Below are 18,133 nucleotides of genomic sequence, written 5' to 3' on the forward strand. Positions count from 1 at the left end.
AACCAAGACAGCATCAGAATGAAGTACAGACGTGCTTTGTTTCAAGAAACAGGTGTTGAATCTTAATTGGGGAAACCTGTTGAGTGTTAATTGTGAAAAACTGCTTAATTCTACTTGACGGTTACATTCTTCCAATGTTGGTTCTTCTATTTATGGTTGATGACTTAAATATAGCAAAGTATTATCTAGAAAAAATGCTCAAGAAACGGGAGACAATTTCTATGGATTAATAACTTCATCAAACATTAGTCATGCTAAAAAAGGATATATTTAAATAATGCAATAATGATCAATCAAACCGATCCAAAAGAGAATATTGATTCTTGGTTTTTTAGAAGTTCTTCTAATTTAGATCTCGCTGCAAGCGAATTTGTGTGTCAAGTGTATAGTGCAAAATAAAGGTGCAGAGTATTGCAAAGGATTTTAGCGTTACAACTTTACTTTGAGAGGCGGGCATGATAGCCTTCATTGGCAAAGTCAGCCCTTGCTACGGCTGGCTTCATGGCTTTGTACTCATGCCCGCAGAGGCTCAAAGTCAAGTTGCAACATTATGTAATTGCAATTGCAATCTTGTGTATTTTTGTTTTGCAAAATACATCAAGGTCTTGAACTAAACCTATCGTATACTTTGCGAGGGATTTTATTTTACAAGATGGTATGTGGAGTATTAATGCTTTAAAAGAATATAAAAGAGGAGAACAGACAATAAGAAATATATATCGTGTTTTACTATCGAGGGGCAGGATTGGATTATTTATTTATCTTCCAAAAGAGGAGATTTACTTTGAACACGTAAATTTTTTGAAGCAGTAGGGATTCAAGAGGTATAGGGTACTGTTTCAATTAACATTTACTAGTGGTGGTTTGGCGCTTCAAGTTATGTTTTAATGAAGACTAACAACATATAGGAGTGAGATGGATGGATGGAAATAAGAGAGAAGATATTCAAATTGGCAAAAGAGTTAGGGTCGTGCAAAAAAAAGATCAGCGTTCCGGAGAGTTAACGGAAGGGGTTGTCGCTAAGATCCTCACTAATTCGGCTACACACCCACACGGCATTAAAGTGATGTTAGAGGATAAAACTGTCGGAAGGGTAAAAGAAATACTAAATAAATCTCTGTATCAGTAAAACAAAGGAAAACGAGTTTAACAGAGATGGAAGATAAGAATTCCTTTGATTACTGATTGAAGTTAAGATAGGCATTAAAAAGACCGCATTTAGATACGTCAGGGAGAATTGTATCACAAATGGCGGAAAATAGAAGAGCGAAATTTTTATTATGTAGTTGGGAACGAACCAACTCAACTACATATGGTGATGATGAAACATTAAATACGTATTATGAAATTCATTCGGGTTAGAAAAAATAAATTAATTTGCTTTAAAGGTTGAAGAAGGCATTTTCAATCTAGGGAATTTATTCAAAGAACCGTTATAGGCAATAAAAAATAGAATTACCAATCGGATTTGAATGGTAATTCTATTTTTTACGCTATCATCATTATTAAACTTAATTAATAATTGTACCTAAATATCATAGGTATTATGTAAAGTATTCATGGAAAATTAAATTATAACGGTATATCAACTGTGTCAGGATTTTCACATGTACAGGATTGTTCTACGCGAAGTGTTAAATTATTACTATCTTTAGGAACCTCCATAGCAGGATGGTCTTCTGATTTACCTTTATAAATTAATTGATCAGAAAAGAAACCAAGGGAGCCGAAATTCTTTTTGAAAGAGTCATCTCCTACTCTATCCATAATAGCGGACTATTTGATTGTCTGTAACGACATTAATTATATAGGGGATCCTTGATTCTTCTCCAGAGTTATTGGTAACCTCAAGATACATAACTATAAATTCCTTATCGGTATTTGGTTATTGTTTTTAAGTAGCGATCACTCGTACGTGAGTATCTGTTACGTAATAGTTATGTACATTAATGGAAAGGTCAAATATTTCACCTGCTTTGTTTACGTCGATTACTTCCCCATCATATTCATTTAAAGCATCCACATCTTCATGTATGACAGTTTCCTTCTTTATTTGGTGCAAACGTTTGCGCGAACTTGTGTATTGATATATAATAGTTACTATTGAACTACTAAATTTTTGGAGGTAATATTAAGCTGTTCACACATAATTGGTATACTAAAGATTCAATTTCTTTTCGCTATGCAAACGATTGCATCACGATGATAGAAAATCAATAGAGGTTATGTTGAATTTTAGACCATTTATTCGCAGGTTTGAAACATTCTGCCTGTACAAGTTCTAACTCGGGCTGTCGCTCAGAAAGACAGAGATGGCCAAAAAATTCTCGCTTTTTAGGTTACAGGAGGTAAACATTATGCTTGAAGCAAAGCCGGTAGACAATCACGGAGAAGAGTCAAAACAATCACTACCTAATTTACCAATTACTACAATATGGATGATTAGCTTTGGATTTTTAGGTGTGCAAATGGCATTCTCATTGCAAAGTGCAAATATGGGTCGTATTTTTCAGACGCTTGGTGCCGATCCGACTCAATTAGGATTTTTCTTTATTCTGCCACCACTCGCAGGCTTAATTGTCCAGCCGATTGTGGGGTATTTATCTGATCGTACGTGGATTCCAAAAATAGGTCGTCGTCTTCCATATTTAATTGTGGGTACGATTGTGGCGGTCATTGTTATGTGCCTGCTCCCAAATGCCGGTAGTTTTGGGTTTGGTTTCGGATCATTGATGGCTCTGACCTTTGGTGCAGTTGCTATTCTTTTTATGGATTTATCATCTAATGTTGCCATGCAGCCATTTAAAATGATGGTTGGTGATATGGTTAACGAAAAACAAAAAGGGTTTGCCTATTCCATTCAAAGTTTTCTCTCAAACAGTGGTGCGGTATTAGCTAGTATTTTTCCTTTTATCCTGACGATCATGGGGGTTGCTAATAGCGCGCCAAAGGGAGTTATACCACCATCTGTAGTCATTTCTTTTTATGCAGGAGCAATTATCCTGATTATTTGTAGTGTGTTTACAGTAATTAAGGTTAAAGAATATCCACCAGCTGAATATGCTGCATATCACGGTATTACAGAGGGGTCGAATAAAGAGAAAGTAGGCATATTCCAATTGCTTCGTAATGCTCCGAAAGTATTTTGGACGATTACGGTTGTGCAATTCTTCTGTTGGATGGGCTTTCAATATTTATGGACATATGGGACAGGTGCAATTTCTGCAAATGTTTGGAATACGTCGGATCCCACAACAGCTGCTTACCAAAGTGCTGGTAACTGGTTTGGTGTGCTATCAGCTGTGCAGGCAATTGGAGCGGTATTATGGTCACTCGTCTTGTCCCGCGTACAGAGGGACAAGCGTAAACCTGCATATGCTTTAAGTTTAGCTCTTGGGGGCATTGGATTTGGTTCTGTATTCTTTATTCATAATCAATGGGCTCTTATTGTTTCATTTATCTTAATTGGTATCGCTTGGGCGGCAATGATGACTTTTCCTTTTACTATTCTTACAAACGCCTTAACTGGTGAAAAAATGGGAACGTATCTCGGACTATTCAATGGCAGTATCTGTTTACCGCAAATAATTGCTTCTTGTTTAAGTTTTATTTTGTTCCCAGCTATAGGCTCATCTATGCCAGCCATGATTTTAATTTCAGGTATTCTGCTTGTTATTGGTGCACTTTCCGTTTCTATCATTAAAGAAACAAGTGCCAATTAATGAAGTTCTATTAAATATAAATTTAGGCATGCATAGGCTAACTAACTTTTGTATGATTATTAAAAAAAGATGCGGACTCATGTACGCCTCGTTAATTTCAATCATACACAGTTGATAAATTTTACGTATCAAGCTTTGACATCTGCTGATTCACAGATCTTCCAATCAAGCTATGAATCAGCAAGATGTTTCATGAAAGAAATAAAAAATCCATCCCGGTTTAAGAATCGTATTATTATCCCAACTTAATGAATTTCATAATACGTATTTAATGCTTCACCATCACCATATGTAGTTGAGTTAGTTCGTTCCCATCTACATATGGTGATGGAAAAGCCGACTTTGGTAATTATGAAATTCATTCAACTATTATTGTGGAAATAAAATCAACGCTACCTTAAATAACAGGGAAAATATTGGATTAATTAGGCCAGACTTTCTTTAAAATAAAAAAATACCGAATGATGGTCTTGTTCGTCAAGGAGGAATAGAAATGGAAAGAAAATGGTGGAAAGAAGCGGTAGCATATCAAGTCTATCCGCGAAGCTTTATGGATTCGAATGGAGATGGAATTGGAGATATACAAGGAATCATTTCCAAACTGGACTATATAAAGGATCTTGGTATTGATGTGATATGGATTAGTCCCATTTATAAATCTCCAAACGATGATAATGGATACGATATAAGCGACTATCAAGATATTATGAGTGAATTTGGGACCATGGAAGACTTTGACCAGTTATTAGAGGAAACACATTCCCGTGGTATGAAACTTATTATGGACCTTGTGATTAACCATACATCTGATGAACATCCATGGTTCATTGAGTCGAGATCATCTAAAGATAACCCATATCGGGACTATTATATTTGGCGTTCTGGAAAAGATGGAAAGGAACCGAATAATTGGGAATCGATCTTCGGTGGGTCTGCCTGGGAATATGATGAAAAGACAGATGAATACTTCCTGCATGTCTTCTCAAGAAAGCAGCCAGACTTAAATTGGGAAAATCCAAAAGTGCGTGAGGATTTATATGAAATGGTTAATTGGTGGCTAGATAAAGGGATTGATGGCTTCCGAGTTGATGCAATCTCCCATATTAAAAAGGCTCCTAATTTCCCTGATATGCCGAATCCAGACAACTTAAAATATGTTTCATCTTTTGATAAACATATGAATCAAGATGGTATCCAAACGTTCTTGGAAGAACTAAAAAAGGAAACATTTGATAAATACGATATTATGACTGTTGGAGAAGCAAATGGTGTTAGTGCAGATCAAGCAGACGAATGGGTAGGCGAAGAAAAAGGTAAATTTAATATGGTTTTCCAATTCGAACATCTTGATCTCTGGGGGAAAAGCATCACAGGCGGGCTTGATATTCATTCATTAAAAGAAACACTGACAAGATGGCAAAATGGCCTGGATGGGGTTGGCTGGAATGCCCTATTTCTTGAGAATCATGATCAGCCCCGTTCTGTGTCCTCTTGGGCAGATGATGAAAAGTATAGAGTTGAATCCGCAAAATGCTTAGCTACAATGTATTTTCTCATGCAAGGGACTCCTTTTATTTATCAAGGGCAGGAAATTGGCATGACGAACGTGCAATTCGATTCAATTGATGATTACCGCGATGTGTCGACCAAAAATCTTTATCAAAGTGAAAAAGAAGCTGGGAAAACACATCAGGAAATCATGGAAATTATCTGGAATACTGGACGGGACAATTCCAGAACTCCAATGCAATGGAATAATGAGGAAAATGCAGGGTTTACAACAGGAACGCCTTGGATAAAAATAAATCCTAATTATAAAGATATTAATGTTGAAGATTCATTGCAGGACCCACATTCCGTTTATCATTATTACAAAGGGCTAATCAATTTAAGAAAACAAAACGACGTACTGGTTTATGGACATTACAACTTGATTCTACCTGATCATGATAAGATCTATGCTTATACAAGATCACAGGGTGATGACTTGATGTTAATCATAACGAACCTCTTTGCTGAAGACGTAAAGTTCACGATGCCGTCAGAGCTAAACACATCTTCTTATGAACTATGTCTGTCTAATTATGAAGTGGATGAAAGGGAAGGCGTTAGTGAGTTTACGTTAAAGCCATATGAAGCAAGAGTATATAAGTTAAATCGTTAAGTTTGAAATATTGGGTTGCCCACTGTATAGGGCAGCCCATTTTTTGCAAGAGAAGAAACACCTTCACACTAACAAAGTTGTTCAATTTATCGATGTCCTTACAACGGGTGTATATATAGCAAGCCCTCTTTCTAATTTACTAAGTCAAGTAGACAAATGAAATAGTCTCATTTCTTAATAACCTCTTTCTTAAAGGAATAAATTCTCCTTTCAAATAATAAGAACTATCATATAACGTAAATGAAGGAGGTATGTCATGTCCGGGAGAATTTGGTTAGGTGTGCTGTTTCTCTTATTTGGTTTAGGTTTTCTCCTGCATCAAGCAAACATCATTGATTTGTCGCAGTTGTTCTCTAATTGGTGGCCGCTCCTATTAATGATGATCGGCATGGTCCTGCTGATTAGTCGGAAGCATTCTTCAGCAAGTTCAGGTCTTTTGTTCTTATTAATCGGTCTTTTATTTCTAATGAACCGCTGGTTTGATTTGAACCTCAAAGCCTATATTTTGCCACTTCTATTTATTATTATTGGTATTGTCATTATTTTTACGAGGATAAAACGAGAAAAAAATATCCATATAGCAGATGATTTAGACACATTCGTGCTATTTTCCGGTGCGGATATTAACAGTCAATCACAAACCTTCCAAGGTGGAACGGTGACGACGATTTTAGGAGGAGCAGAAATAGATCTTCGTGATGCACAAATTATCGATGGAGCTTCCATTGATTTAACGACTGTCCTTGGCGGGGTGGAATTGAAAGTTCCGGATGATGTCCAAGTTGAAATATATGGGATCCCCATTCTTGGCGGTTGGGAGGATAAAACGAGGGTCAGAAGACAAACGGAAGAAGTTCCCGTCTTAAAAGTTAACTGCCTGACGATCCTAGGCGGAGTGGAGATTAGAAATTAACAATAAGAACCATGGAAGTGATGAAAGAAAGTTGTAAGAAGTTGATAAACCATAGGAATCTGAAGTAGCATCCCCTCCAATTCATGCATAGGCTAAAGCATGTTCCAGGAGAGGAAGTGAACGATTGGACTTAAGTCTTTCTCATTTACTATACGGCTTGTTTACAGTCTTAATTATTATGACAATGGTTTTCCGTAAAGGGGTTGTTTTGCCAACCTTAGTTGGAACATTTGTCATTGCATGGGTGTATAAAGGGAATATTGTGGATGGATTTACGTCTATCTTTAATGCCAATTTAGTTGCTGCACAGGAACTATTTAGTATCTTTTTAATTATTACGTTTATGCTGGCGCTCCTTCATTCTTTACGTGATTTAGGTGCGGATAAGCGAATGATCCAGCCAATCCAGAAACTAATGGTGAATGGGCATGTTTCCTTTTTTGTCTTGGTAGCGGTAACCTATATTATTTCTTTATTTTTCTGGCCGACACCTGCTGTTCCATTAATATGTGCGTTACTTGTTCCTGCTGCGGTACGATCTGGATTACCAGCTATGATAGCTGCCGTTGCGATTGCGCTTGCTGGGCAGGGAATGGCGTTATCCTCTGACTATATTGTGCAAGTTGCACCTAGTTTATCTGCCGCTTCAGCTGGTATTGATGCTGAATCGGTAGCTGATAAAGCACTGGTAATGTCACTAATTGCTGGTGGAATAGCTATTTTGTTAGCTTACTTATTTAACAGGAAATCGATCCGTTCGAAAGATGATCCATTAAATGAAATGGAGATGCAGACACTACAAACTTCTGAAAACTCTACAAATAAGGTAAGAACCGCCCATTTGACGACGTGGAGTAAAGTTTTTGCTGTATTGGTCCCTTTAACGCTTCTGATTGTCGTCATTTACATGATGTATAATAAGCTATTCTCGGGAAGCGGTGATTTGGTTGGCGGAGACGGCGCTGCATTCGTAGGCGGCGTTGCGGTAATCCTCTTATTATTATCGACCGTTGCTTTTGGGAAGCATCATGCTCTCGATTATATTAGTAATCACATTACAGATGGTTTTGTCTTTGCTTTTAAAGCAATGGGACCAGTTATTCCAATTGCAGGTTTTTTCTTTTTAGGAAGTCCTGATTTTTCAGGGAATATTTTAGGTGTAGAGGAAGGTCCAGCACTTTTATTTGACCTTGTTACTGCTACACAGGAATACTTGCCACAGAGTGCAATACTCGCGGCATTCAGTTTGTTGGTTATTGGTATTATCACTGGACTTGATGGATCCGGGTTCTCCGGATTACCGCTCACAGGGGCACTTGCAGCTTCATTAGAAGCATCTTCCATTGATGCGGCGACGTTAGCAGCGATTGGTCAAATGGGGGCAATTTGGACAGGTGGCGGGACGATTATTGCGTGGTCCTCGTTAATTGCAATTGCAGGATTCTGTGGAGTGTCTGTCATGGATTTGGTGCGTAAAAATTTCTTTCCTGTCATGATTGGCTTGATGGTGATGACAATTGTGGCAGTGTTTTTACTCTAATACCCTTCCTTTCGTTTCAATAGTGAGAAACATAAAGACAGGTCTATCGCCTGATTGTGTATCAGTATAGGGGCGAGGACCTGTCTTATGTATGTTGAACTTACTCTTTTGCAGTTCCGGCTGCTCTCATCGTCTCTTGGATATATTGAGCGGATTGATGTAACAACTTCATTCATTTTTGCAAACTTGCTTTAGAAGGGGCTAGTCAGGCTTTAATGTATTAATTTAGAACAGATAGTTGAATGAAGTCTAACTATATTATACTTCTATTTCCATGTTTTACAGTCAATTGTTAAGGGTAAAATGAAATAACTATCTAATGGAAAGGGGTACATTATGGCTGAGCAATCATTATACGAACGTCTAGGTGGCATTTATACGATTGCAGCTGTTGTCGATCATTTTGGTGATGCATTAGCTAATGACCCGATTGTTGGGGAAAATTCCGCGAATTCTTTTCTGAAGGATTGGTATGCAAACAAAAGTTGGCGGGGAGCAGGTTTCAAAGTTTTAACTACCTTGTGGGTTAGTGAAAAAGCTGGCGGACCCTATCATTATGTCAGTACAGAACCTAATCAGGATTCCCTTGATTTAGAACCGACACACTATGATATGAAGCTTACAGAGGAAGAGTTTGATGCGGCAGGTCAACTCTTAGCTGAAACCCTTGACCATTTTGATGTGCCTGACAGGGAAAAGAATGAAGTGCTTGATGCCTTTATGGCACATAAGAATGAGGTTATCAGCGGTACGATTAAATAATTTCATGATTGAATGTGATCCATATGTTAGGTTTTTTAGTTGAAAAAAAGTCCAAACACCTCCTAATGAAGAGAGGAATTTGGACTTTTTTTTAAATCAATGGACAGGTATATTTTTCAATCGTTTCATTAAGAAAGGGAAGAAGTACTGTTTCCTTCCTTTGCCCCTGTCGGGAAACGATGATGACGTTGGAGATTAAAAATGAAATTAGCACTTATGTGGAGAACCGGCCAAATTTAACTTAAGATAATCCTGCCTTCCTTGCTGTACTGCCTCTTTTTGGATGTGCTCGGTCAACTCTTTATCAAAGATTCTAGCTAATTGCTGACATAAGGTAAGCCGCATTGTCCGTACGAATAATCTTCTCCACGCTCCAAGACAGTAATTTCAGCTGCATGATCTGTTCGATAAATTTCCATAGCTGCACTCATTCCTGCGACTACTCCGCCAATAATGACATGTCGCAATATACTATCCTCGCTCATGGTTCTTTCAAACAATACACCTTCATTATATCCTATTGTTTCCCTATTCATTATAAGTCTAATATCCTTTATAAAAAATGACAAAACATATATCATAAGCAAACGTGACGTTAGCGGAGGAATCAAGCTCCCATGTCCAAATTATTCGAAAGGTTTTACATCTGCAAAACATCTTGTAATATGTCGATTTCATGCTATACTTGTAACATTTAAAGTGAATATTATTTTCATATAATAGCAGGAATATGGCCTGCAAGTTTCTACCGGTTTACCGTAAATAAATCGACTATGAAAAGTAGCAAAAGAATAATTTTGCCATTGTGGCTAAAATTCCTCTTTTTATTTCGAGATTCTCTGCTCGGAAATGATTGCTTCTTCATAGTTGTCGAAGCAATCATTTTCGAGCTTTTTAATTTGAAAGGAGATCGTTATGGAACGATTAAAGCAAAAGATTATAAATGAAGGTAAGGTATTGTCTGATTCTGTATTGAAGGTTGATTCGTTTTTAAACCATCAGATCGATCCCGTATTAATGCAGGAAGTTGGTGAGGAATTTGCTTCCCGCTTTCAAGATAAAGGAATAACAAAAGTACTAACACTGGAGTCATCAGGAATTGCTCCATCGGTCATGGCTGCGTTACGGTTGGGTGTTCCGACGGTATTTGCCCGGAAACGTAAATCGCTAACCTTAATTGATCACTTGTATAGCGCTGAAGTTTATTCCTATACGAAACAAGAATCAAACACCATTTCTATATCGAAAGATTACATCACAAGTGATGATGTTGTGTTAATTATGGATGACTTTCTCGCTAATGGACAAGCTGCACTCGGTTTAATCGATATGGTAAAACAATCTGGAGCAGCATTAGCAGGGGTTGGAATCGTTATTGAAAAAGGTTTTCAAAATGGCAGAAAGCTGATCGAGGAAAAAGAAATTCGAGTAGAATCACTGGCGATTGTTTCTTCGTTAGAACATGGGAAAGTAACCTTTAAGGAGGATTAACCTAGATGAAAACAGCGGCATTAGGAATGCAACATGTACTTGCAATGTATGCAGGCGCGATTTTAGTTCCACTTATAATTGGGGGTGCACTAGGGCTAACAACGGAACATCTCACGTATCTCGTTGCGATTGATATCTTTATGTGCGGAGTAGCAACGCTTCTGCAAATAGTCAGCAACCGTTTCTTTGGAATTGGACTTCCGGTCGTGCTTGGCTGTACTTTTACAGCGGTAGGTCCAATTATTGCGATTGGCGGAGAATTCGGTATCTCAGCAATATACGGTTCAATTATTGCTTCGGGAATTTTTATCATTTTGATCAGCACGATATTTGGGAAGTTAGTTCGCTTTTTCCCTCCGATTGTGACGGGAAGTGTTGTTACAATCATCGGATTAACCCTCATCCCTGTTGCCATCAATAATTTGGCTGGAGGACAAGGCGCTAGTGACTTTGGTTCATCGACCAATCTATTATTAGGATTCGGTACGTTAACGTTCATCATTTTAATGTATCGCTTTTCGAAAGGATTTGTTCGCTCGATATCAATAATCATCGGTCTTTTTGCCGGTACTCTAGTAGCAGCTGTTCTAGGTAAGGTTAATTTTAGTGCCGTTGCGGAAGCTTCTTATTTCCATATGCCGCAACTTTTCTACTTTGGTATGCCGACATTTGAAATTTCCGCTGTGATTACGATGTGTCTTGTCGCCATGGTATCCTTAGTCGAATCAACGGGTGTTTATCTTGCGCTCGGTGATATTACAGATAGAAAGTTATCGGAAAACGATTTAGCAAAAGGTTATCGCGCGGAAGGGATTGCGGTATTACTAGGGGGAATTTTTAACGCCTTTCAATATACGGCATTCTCTCAAAACGTTGGTCTCGTACAATTAACCGGTGTGAAAAAACGCAGCGTTATCCTTGTGGCAGGAATTATCTTAATTATTTTTGGTTTAGTTCCTAAAATTGCTGCCTTAACAACGATTATTCCAACTGCCGTATTAGGTGGTGCCATGCTTGCCATGTTTGGCATGGTGGTATCCCAAGGAATCAAGATGCTAGGAAAAGTAATCAGTGAGTCTCCGGAAAATTCGATGATTATTGCTTGTTCGGTAGGAATGGGACTTGGCGTAACCGTCGTACCCGACCTATTCTCTGTATTACCAACTGGTATACAAATTTTAACGAATAACGGGATTGTTGCAGGGAGCGTAACAGCAATTGTGTTAAATATGATATTTAATATGCGCCCATTTACATCGAAACGTTCATCTCCTCAAGCTGTACAACAAATGGCAGAACAAGAGGCTCTCTAGTTCTTCATCTAGGCTCCTGACCATTTTCACCCGAGTTAGGTTACATACATCTCGCCTCCTCATATTTAGATTATAAATATTGGAATATATATTTTAACAATAGAGCCTAGACATGAATAAGCTTTTTTATGTCTAGGTTTTGTTATTTTATGAAATTCTAGTAAGAACCTGAAAGAGGTTGCCCTCAAGGAATCGGAAAGCTTGTAAAGTGAATAGGTACATCGATAGAATATGGGTACATGAATGAAGGAGGATTACAATATGATAACAGAGACAGATAGAAAACATTTACGCCGTTGTGTGGAACTGGCAAAAACCGCTCTTGAGAAAGGTGATGAGCCTTTCGGTTCTGTCCTTGTCTCAGCGGATGGAAAGGTACTATTTGAAGACCATAATCATGTTGCGGGCGGAGATCATACGCAACATCCGGAATTCGCTATCGCGCGCTGGGCAGCGGAGAACATGAAGCCGGAAGATAGAAGAGAGGCGACTGTTTATACTTCAGGTGAACATTGTCCGATGTGTTCAGCGGCTCATGGCTGGGTTGGTTTAGGCCGGATTGTGTACGCAAGTTCGTCGGAGCAGCTTGCCGAGTGGATGAGTGAGCTGGGAGTTGCTCCGTCGCCTGTTCGAAGTCTGCCAATCCAAGACGTGATTCGGGACGCAGTAGTTGATGGACCAGTTCCGGAACTTGCGGAACAAGTACGGGAACTGCACTGGAAGCTGCATGGGAAATAAGAGGAAACAATTAAGTTTGTGATATTGATGCGGTCAAGGGACTTGTTCCCTTGACCCTTTTTGTATGTACGCTAAGATCTTAAAATGTCTGGAGTTATTACGGAATATGCGGTAAGTTATAACTATACATAATGCTAAAGTAATGGGGATGGACCATATGAAAATCGAGCGCTTAATGAAAACGTTAGATAGATTGAATGAATTAGGTGAGGCGGATAGAGGGATTGAGCGGATTGCCTATACATCCGAAGAATATCTCGCGAAGCAATATTTGATGAGGGAAGGGACCTTGCTTGGGCTTGGAACAGAAATTGATGCAGCGGGGAATGTTATCGTCCGCCTGCCTGGTGCAGACAACTCGCTTCCCCCTGTCATTATTGGGTCTCATTTAGATACGATTTATCAAGGTGGGAAGTATGATGGTCTGCTTGGTGTTGTAGCTGGATTTGAAATTATCCGCTCGATAAAAGAAGCAGGAACCCAGACGCAGCATCCGATTGAATTAATCGGTTTTACTTGTGAGGAATCGTCACGTTTTAACTTTGCGACGCTTGGTAGTAAGGTGATGATGAATAAGGTGAACCTTGCGACATTGGAAACATTGAAGGATAGAAATGGAATATCGCTAAGGGATGCGGTAAAGGAACAGGGACTTGAGTTGGATCAGTTCCCACAGGCAGACCAAAGTGATAGACGTGTAAAAGCATTTTATGAATTGCATATTGAACAAGGGCCAAAGTTGATCCAGGAGAATAAACAAATCGGTATTGTGACAGGAATTGCGGCACCGCTTCGATTGGCAATTCATATTTCCGGAAAGAGTTCCCACTCTGGAACGACTGGGATGAAGAATCGACGAGATGCATTGCTTGCTGCAGCTGAGTTAGCGCTTGCTGTAGAAGAAGCAGGTCTTTTTGAAGATGAACATGAAACAGTCGCAACGGTCGGTGTACTGGATATAACGCCAAGGGCCATGAACGTTGTGCCCGGGAGTGCATCAATCAAGGTCGATATCCGCAGTATATATGCCGATTCCCGTGAACGGGTGCTTGAACGGATAAAGGAAAAAGCGGAGCAAATCGAGAGGAAGCGTGCGACACCCATTTCAATGGAAGTCATCCAAAATGATGACCCGGTCATGATGGATGAGGAATTAGCGCAGGCGTTTGCGGAGACATGTGAAGAGGCCGGAGTTTCTTATATGTTCATGGCAAGTGGTGCAGGTCATGATGCGATGAACACCGCTTCCAGCTGGCCGACTACCCTGGTGTTCGTTCCTTCTGTCGATGGATTGAGTCATCATCCTGATGAATTTACGGAGGAAGAAGATATTGAAGTTGGGGTTGCTTTATTGGAGAAGGAAGTTTTGAAGCAAGCGGTGATTTGTGGGTAAGCGGGCGTCCAAAGGTTGCTCCACGCTGGTGTGGGGCGTTTTTTTGCTTATTTGGTCGTTAATGGTGCCGCTCACCACCCGACCCGGTTGCTTTTTGTTAAATTAGTCACTGACAAAATTGCTTAAAGCCCAACTCAGGCGCACTGATCAATCGTTAACTGACAAATCCCAGTTGCAACTAAATGCAACAACCAAATAAGAGAAGCGGCCATTTACTCCGCTTCTCTTATCGAATGAATCGGTGAAATTTGCTCTCTTGACCCTTTTTGCATGAAGAAAACAACGAGAACGAGTGCAAGGCCAGCTATATTCCAGATGACACCCGGGAAGATGAATAAACAGCCACCACCAAGTAAAAGTAACCGGTCGAGCGCGGTCGCATTCGTTACAAGCCAGCCAATCATCGCTCCAGTAAGTGCAGTAATACCTAGTAAAGCAGTAAGAACAGCTAGCACGATTTCTCCAATTGAACCCTCCAGCAATAATGCCGGTTCCAACACGAACATAAATGGAATAAAGAACCCAACGATTCCGAATTTCACTGCCTCTAAGCCCACTCGGTTCGGATTTTCGTCGGCAATTCCAGCAGCTGCATACGCTGCTACGGCAACAGGTGGTGTGATTGCTGAAAAAATGGAGAAATAAACGATAAATAAATGTGCTGCCATTGGCTGAATACCTAATTCAATTAATGTAGGGGCAGCAAGCATCGCAGTTAAAATATACGCAGCAGCTACTGGCATGCCCATTCCTAATACAATACAAATGACCATTACAAGCAGCAATGTAGGGATAAAAAGTCCGCCCGTTAAGCCAAGCACGATACTCGTTAATTTTCCTCCGAGCCCTGTAGACATGATGGCTGTAATGATCAAGCCTGCAACAGCACAAGCCGCCGTAACAGGAATGGATGATCTTGCCCCGTCCACCAGCGCTTGAAATGTCGCTTTAACTCCAATACGAGTTTCCCTGCGAAACCAGCTTACGACGATAATGGCAATAATGGCGTAAAACCCTGTTCGCGATGCACTGTAACCTTGAATAAGAAAATACATAAGCACAATGAAAGGGATGAAATGGAACCATCCTTCCTTTAACACCTTTTTAATGTCTGGTATATTCTCTGCTTTCGGCCGAGGTATATCAGAACGCACTGCCTCTAAATGAACCATCAACAGCAAGGAAACATAATAGAGAATAGCTGGAATCGTAGCAGCAAGGGCAATCATTCCATATGGGATTTGGGTTACCGCGGCCATTAAGAAGGCAGACGAACCCATAATCGGAGGCAGAATGCTTCCGCCAGTTGACGCTACAGCTTCAATTCCTGCAGCAACAGATGGTTTATAGCCATTTTTTTTACTCACTGGAATCGTAAAGGATCCTGTCGCAACGACATTCGCAGTTGGACTTCCGGAAATTGAACCGAAAAAGGCGCTCGTTAATACAGCTACTTTGGCAGCTCCGCCTCGTGTTCTCCCAGCAATCGCAGTCGATAATTGAAAGAAAAATTCACCTGTCCCAGCTTGCTTTAAAAATGCGCCAAACAAGAGGAACATAAACACGAAAGTTGCCGCTACTGAAATCGGAGAACCCCATAATCCGTTATAACTGAAGGCGAGCTCATGAATGACCTCTATAAAAGAAAACTCCCGGTGTTGCCAGATTCCCGGTAAATAATGCCCGAAGAAAATATAACTAAAACCAACGAGCAGAATCGCAATAATTGGAAAACCCATCGTGCGGCGTGCGGCTTCAATTGCTAACAAGATAAACACAAGCCCGAAAAATAAATCGAGAGTCGTGAGCGGGTCCATAATTGGAATTCTTACCGCTATGCGCTCCGCATGCAGCGAAAAATAAATGCCAGCTAGAATGACGAGGAGTACCGCTGTATAATCGATCCAAGTCGGATTTTCCGTTGTTTTACCTGCGTGGGCTTTCCTGGAATAACCATATAGCAAAAAGGCGATTGCAAGAATACCGGATAAATGCAATGCCATTTGATTCAGCGGATCTAATTTCCCCCAAATGACCGACCAGATTTGATAGACTGCTAGAATACAAGCAAGCAGTCTAAAGATATGTAAATGATAGGATGACAGCTGGCGACGGTACCCATACCCGAACCAGCCGGTTATACGTGTTTTTAGGTTCACCATTGAACAAACTCCTTTATCGGAGGCTAAGCTCCGTCCACCTTTGGATTATTTTTCAAGCAGCCCTTTTTCTTTAAAAAACTTCTCCGCTCCCGGATGCAGGGGGAGTTCTCCAACATTGCTCATATTTCTTTTCGTTAATGCTTTAAATTCTTCATGAACGGTATCTAAATAATTCAAATTATTATAAATACTATTTGTGACAGCATAGACTTCTTCATCAGAGACATCTTTATGAACCATGAGAATTGCCGGTGTGCTCACCGTATGAACGTCTTCTGCGAGAAAATCATAGGTTCCAGCTGGAATGATGTTCGGCTCCATTCCTAGGTTTTTGGCAATAGTCTGGATCACTTCTTTTTCAAAGGAAATCATATTCAAATTTGTCGTAGTTGCTGCTTCGATAATGTTACTGGAAGGAGCGGATTCAGCATTCCCCGCAGCATCAAGCCTACCGTCAGCCATGAGTTCAAAAGCCATCGAACCAGAGAGGAAATCAACTGAACCACCTTCAGAAATGATCTCTTCATAGCTCACCCCATAAAATTTTAAAATTTCCCGGGTAATAACTTCGCCTGCTGAACCTTGTTGGTTCACTGATATGCGGAGTGGATCATTACTTTCTAATAAGTCCGCAATCGAGGTGACCCCAAGCTCTTCTCTAGTAAAAAGCTGATAATAGTTTGCGGGGACAACGACACTGACGGCACGGATATCTTTAAAGGCTTGGTTGTACGGTTCTAGTCCTCTATAAGCAGCATAAGCTGTCATCGAATAGGACAGGCCATAGGGAACTTTTCCTGTTCCAACCATTAATGGATTCTCAATAATGCTTCCAGGCTCGACCGTTATAAACGATCCACCATTCTCCCGGCGAATCGATTCCGCAATCCCTTCCGTAAACACCGCCCAAGCACCACCAGTTCGTCCGCCTTTGATTGTTGTTGAAAGCTGCGTATTTTGCCCATCGGCTGGTTCAGAATTTGTTTCGCTTCCACATGCGACTAATAATGTGAAGCTAAGTAAGATTATTGACAGTTTCCAAACGTTTCTCATCTTGCATCTCCTTGCCGGAACCTTAGTTATTTTCCTGTTCTTCTTTTACAAGCAAACTAATATCCAATGCTTTCACCGAGTGGGTTAACGCACCTAGTGAAATATAGTGCACACCTGTTCCTGCATATGTTGCTAGGGTTTCAAGGTTGATTCCACCAGACGCCTCCGTGATAATCGGGGGCGGCACGAGCTTCGCAAATTCCTTCACTTCTTCCGGAGTCCGGTTATCAAACATGATCACATCAGCTTTTGCTTCCACAGCTTCGATTACCCCTGCTTTACTTTCTGTTTCGACTTCAATCTTCACCATATGTCCAAGTGCTTCTCGGGCTTTTTCGACAGCTTTTGTAATCGACCCTGAATAGGAAATATGGTTATCTTTAATCATTACACCATCATATAATCCGTTCCGATGATTCTTACCACCACCGACCGTCACTGCATATTTCTCGATCATACGTAAGCCCGGTGTCGTTTTTCTTGTATCACAAATTTGAATGGAAGAGTCATTCAACGTTCCTACACATTGATTCGTCAAGGTCGCAATCCCACTCATGCGCTGGAGTAGATTTAAAATAACCCGTTCCCCAGTTAAGATATTCCGAACTGAACCGCGGACTTCCGCAATTTTCTCGCCCCTTTGCACATATTCTCCGTCCGTATAGTAAAGAGAGACTTCTAACTTTGAATCTAGTAAATGATAAGCTTGTTGAATAATGTCTAGGCCTGCAATAACTCCAGATTCCTTCGCTATAAAAATACCGCTTCCATTTTGCTTCGCTGGGAAGATCGCATGACTTGTCAGGTCCTTATCTCCAATATCTTCTAGAAAAAAGTCTTCTAACATTTTTCGTAGTTTGATTTGATTCATTGTATGTACGC

At 40.2% G+C, this 18,133-nt stretch carries 14 protein-coding genes, 1 pseudogene and 1 riboswitch; of the genes and pseudogenes, 10 read left to right on the forward strand and 5 right to left on the reverse strand.

What is annotated here, in order from left to right; all coding sequences use genetic code 11:
* Nucleotides 1-919: 919 nt before the first annotated feature.
* Nucleotides 920-1,129 carry a YwbE family protein gene (locus LZD48_RS13685; protein WP_235763292.1) on the forward strand — a complete coding sequence of 70 codons (210 nt, stop codon included), beginning with the start codon at nucleotides 920-922 and terminating at the stop codon, nucleotides 1,127-1,129.
* A gap of 765 nt (nucleotides 1,130-1,894) precedes the next feature.
* Here the strand turns inward: LZD48_RS13685 and LZD48_RS13690 are convergent.
* Nucleotides 1,895-2,062: a hypothetical protein gene (locus LZD48_RS13690; protein WP_235763293.1), complete on the reverse strand. Its 168-nt coding sequence runs from the start codon at nucleotides 2,060-2,062 to the stop codon at nucleotides 1,895-1,897.
* A 295-nt stretch (nucleotides 2,063-2,357) separates the two neighbouring features.
* Here LZD48_RS13690 and LZD48_RS13695 point away from each other — a divergent pair, with 295 nt between their 5' ends.
* The 5 genes from LZD48_RS13695 (at nucleotide 2,358) to LZD48_RS13715 (ending at nucleotide 9,101) form a co-directional block, all read left to right on the forward strand.
* Nucleotides 2,358-3,722: an SLC45 family MFS transporter gene (locus LZD48_RS13695; protein WP_235763294.1), complete on the forward strand. Its 1,365-nt coding sequence runs from the start codon at nucleotides 2,358-2,360 to the stop codon at nucleotides 3,720-3,722.
* 493 nt (nucleotides 3,723-4,215) lie between these two features.
* Nucleotides 4,216-5,886: a glycoside hydrolase family 13 protein gene (locus LZD48_RS13700; protein ID WP_235763295.1), complete on the forward strand. Its 1,671-nt coding sequence runs from the start codon at nucleotides 4,216-4,218 to the stop codon at nucleotides 5,884-5,886.
* Between the two features lie 256 nt (nucleotides 5,887-6,142).
* Nucleotides 6,143-6,799 carry a LiaF transmembrane domain-containing protein gene (locus tag LZD48_RS13705; protein WP_235763296.1) on the forward strand — a complete coding sequence of 219 codons (657 nt, stop codon included), beginning with the start codon at nucleotides 6,143-6,145 and terminating at the stop codon, nucleotides 6,797-6,799.
* 124 nt (nucleotides 6,800-6,923) lie between these two features.
* Entirely contained in the window at nucleotides 6,924-8,339 is a 1,416-nt protein-coding gene (locus LZD48_RS13710; RefSeq protein WP_235763297.1) for a hypothetical protein, read from the forward strand.
* 336 nt (nucleotides 8,340-8,675) lie between these two features.
* Entirely contained in the window at nucleotides 8,676-9,101 is a 426-nt protein-coding gene (locus tag LZD48_RS13715; protein ID WP_235763298.1) for a group I truncated hemoglobin, read from the forward strand.
* Nucleotides 9,102-9,427: 326 nt separating this feature from the next.
* Here the strand turns inward: LZD48_RS13715 and LZD48_RS13720 are convergent.
* Nucleotides 9,428-9,568: pseudogene (locus tag LZD48_RS13720) on the reverse strand (FAD-dependent oxidoreductase); the annotation flags it as partial.
* 225 nt (nucleotides 9,569-9,793) lie between these two features.
* Nucleotides 9,794-9,895: riboswitch (purine riboswitch) on the forward strand.
* Between the two features lie 121 nt (nucleotides 9,896-10,016).
* Here LZD48_RS13720 and LZD48_RS13725 point away from each other — a divergent pair.
* The 4 genes from LZD48_RS13725 to LZD48_RS13740 all read left to right on the forward strand — a co-directional run bounded on the left by LZD48_RS13725 (nucleotide 10,017) and on the right by LZD48_RS13740 (nucleotide 14,036).
* The gene (locus tag LZD48_RS13725; RefSeq protein ID WP_235763299.1) at nucleotides 10,017-10,592 is read left to right on the forward strand and encodes a xanthine phosphoribosyltransferase; all 576 of its coding nucleotides are present in this window, start codon (nucleotides 10,017-10,019) and stop codon (nucleotides 10,590-10,592) included.
* A 5-nt stretch (nucleotides 10,593-10,597) separates the two neighbouring features.
* Entirely contained in the window at nucleotides 10,598-11,905 is a 1,308-nt protein-coding gene (locus tag LZD48_RS13730; RefSeq protein WP_235763300.1) for a nucleobase:cation symporter-2 family protein, read from the forward strand.
* A gap of 261 nt (nucleotides 11,906-12,166) precedes the next feature.
* Complete coding sequence (locus tag LZD48_RS13735) at nucleotides 12,167-12,643, forward strand: nucleoside deaminase (RefSeq protein ID WP_235763301.1); 477 nt, start codon at nucleotides 12,167-12,169, stop codon at nucleotides 12,641-12,643.
* A 157-nt stretch (nucleotides 12,644-12,800) separates the two neighbouring features.
* Nucleotides 12,801-14,036, forward strand: coding sequence for a Zn-dependent hydrolase (locus LZD48_RS13740; RefSeq protein ID WP_235763302.1), 1,236 nt, complete (start codon nucleotides 12,801-12,803; stop codon nucleotides 14,034-14,036).
* A gap of 212 nt (nucleotides 14,037-14,248) precedes the next feature.
* Here LZD48_RS13740 and LZD48_RS13745 read toward each other — a convergent pair whose 3' ends face one another.
* Genes LZD48_RS13745 through nadC form a run of 3 tightly spaced genes read right to left on the reverse strand, consistent with a single transcriptional unit; the run spans nucleotide 14,249 to nucleotide 18,122 of the window.
* The gene (locus LZD48_RS13745; RefSeq protein WP_235763303.1) at nucleotides 14,249-16,198 is read right to left on the reverse strand and encodes a TRAP transporter permease; all 1,950 of its coding nucleotides are present in this window, start codon (nucleotides 16,196-16,198) and stop codon (nucleotides 14,249-14,251) included.
* A 45-nt stretch (nucleotides 16,199-16,243) separates the two neighbouring features.
* Nucleotides 16,244-17,251, reverse strand: coding sequence for a TAXI family TRAP transporter solute-binding subunit (locus LZD48_RS13750; RefSeq protein ID WP_235763304.1), 1,008 nt, complete (start codon nucleotides 17,249-17,251; stop codon nucleotides 16,244-16,246).
* Between the two features lie 22 nt (nucleotides 17,252-17,273).
* Nucleotides 17,274-18,122 (reverse strand): carboxylating nicotinate-nucleotide diphosphorylase, encoded by an 849-nt coding sequence (gene nadC, locus LZD48_RS13755; RefSeq protein ID WP_235763305.1) that lies wholly within the window; start codon nucleotides 18,120-18,122, stop codon nucleotides 17,274-17,276.
* Nucleotides 18,123-18,133 lie beyond the last annotated feature (11 nt).

Source organism: Oceanobacillus alkalisoli, assembly GCF_021556485.1.
Taxonomy (GTDB): Bacteria; Bacillota; Bacilli; order Bacillales; family Amphibacillaceae; genus Oceanobacillus; species Oceanobacillus alkalisoli.

Excerpts from the sequence above, each read along its gene's own strand:
- LZD48_RS13685 (WP_235763292.1), top strand. The coding sequence starts at position 920 with ATGGATGGAAATAAGAGAGAAGATATTCAAATTGGCAAAAGAGTTAGG.
- LZD48_RS13695 (WP_235763294.1), top strand. The coding sequence starts at position 2,358 with ATGCTTGAAGCAAAGCCGGTAGACAATCACGGAGAAGAGTCAAAACAA.
- LZD48_RS13700 (WP_235763295.1), top strand. The coding sequence starts at position 4,216 with ATGGAAAGAAAATGGTGGAAAGAAGCGGTAGCATATCAAGTCTATCCG.
- LZD48_RS13705 (WP_235763296.1), top strand. The coding sequence starts at position 6,143 with ATGTCCGGGAGAATTTGGTTAGGTGTGCTGTTTCTCTTATTTGGTTTA.
- LZD48_RS13715 (WP_235763298.1), top strand. The coding sequence starts at position 8,676 with ATGGCTGAGCAATCATTATACGAACGTCTAGGTGGCATTTATACGATT.
- LZD48_RS13725 (WP_235763299.1), top strand. The coding sequence starts at position 10,017 with ATGGAACGATTAAAGCAAAAGATTATAAATGAAGGTAAGGTATTGTCT.
- LZD48_RS13730 (WP_235763300.1), top strand. The coding sequence starts at position 10,598 with ATGAAAACAGCGGCATTAGGAATGCAACATGTACTTGCAATGTATGCA.
- LZD48_RS13735 (WP_235763301.1), top strand. The coding sequence starts at position 12,167 with ATGATAACAGAGACAGATAGAAAACATTTACGCCGTTGTGTGGAACTG.
- LZD48_RS13740 (WP_235763302.1), top strand. The coding sequence starts at position 12,801 with ATGAAAATCGAGCGCTTAATGAAAACGTTAGATAGATTGAATGAATTA.
- LZD48_RS13745 (WP_235763303.1), bottom strand. The coding sequence starts at position 16,198 with ATGGTGAACCTAAAAACACGTATAACCGGCTGGTTCGGGTATGGGTAC.
- LZD48_RS13750 (WP_235763304.1), bottom strand. The coding sequence starts at position 17,251 with ATGAGAAACGTTTGGAAACTGTCAATAATCTTACTTAGCTTCACATTA.
- nadC (WP_235763305.1), bottom strand. The coding sequence starts at position 18,122 with ATGAATCAAATCAAACTACGAAAAATGTTAGAAGACTTTTTTCTAGAA.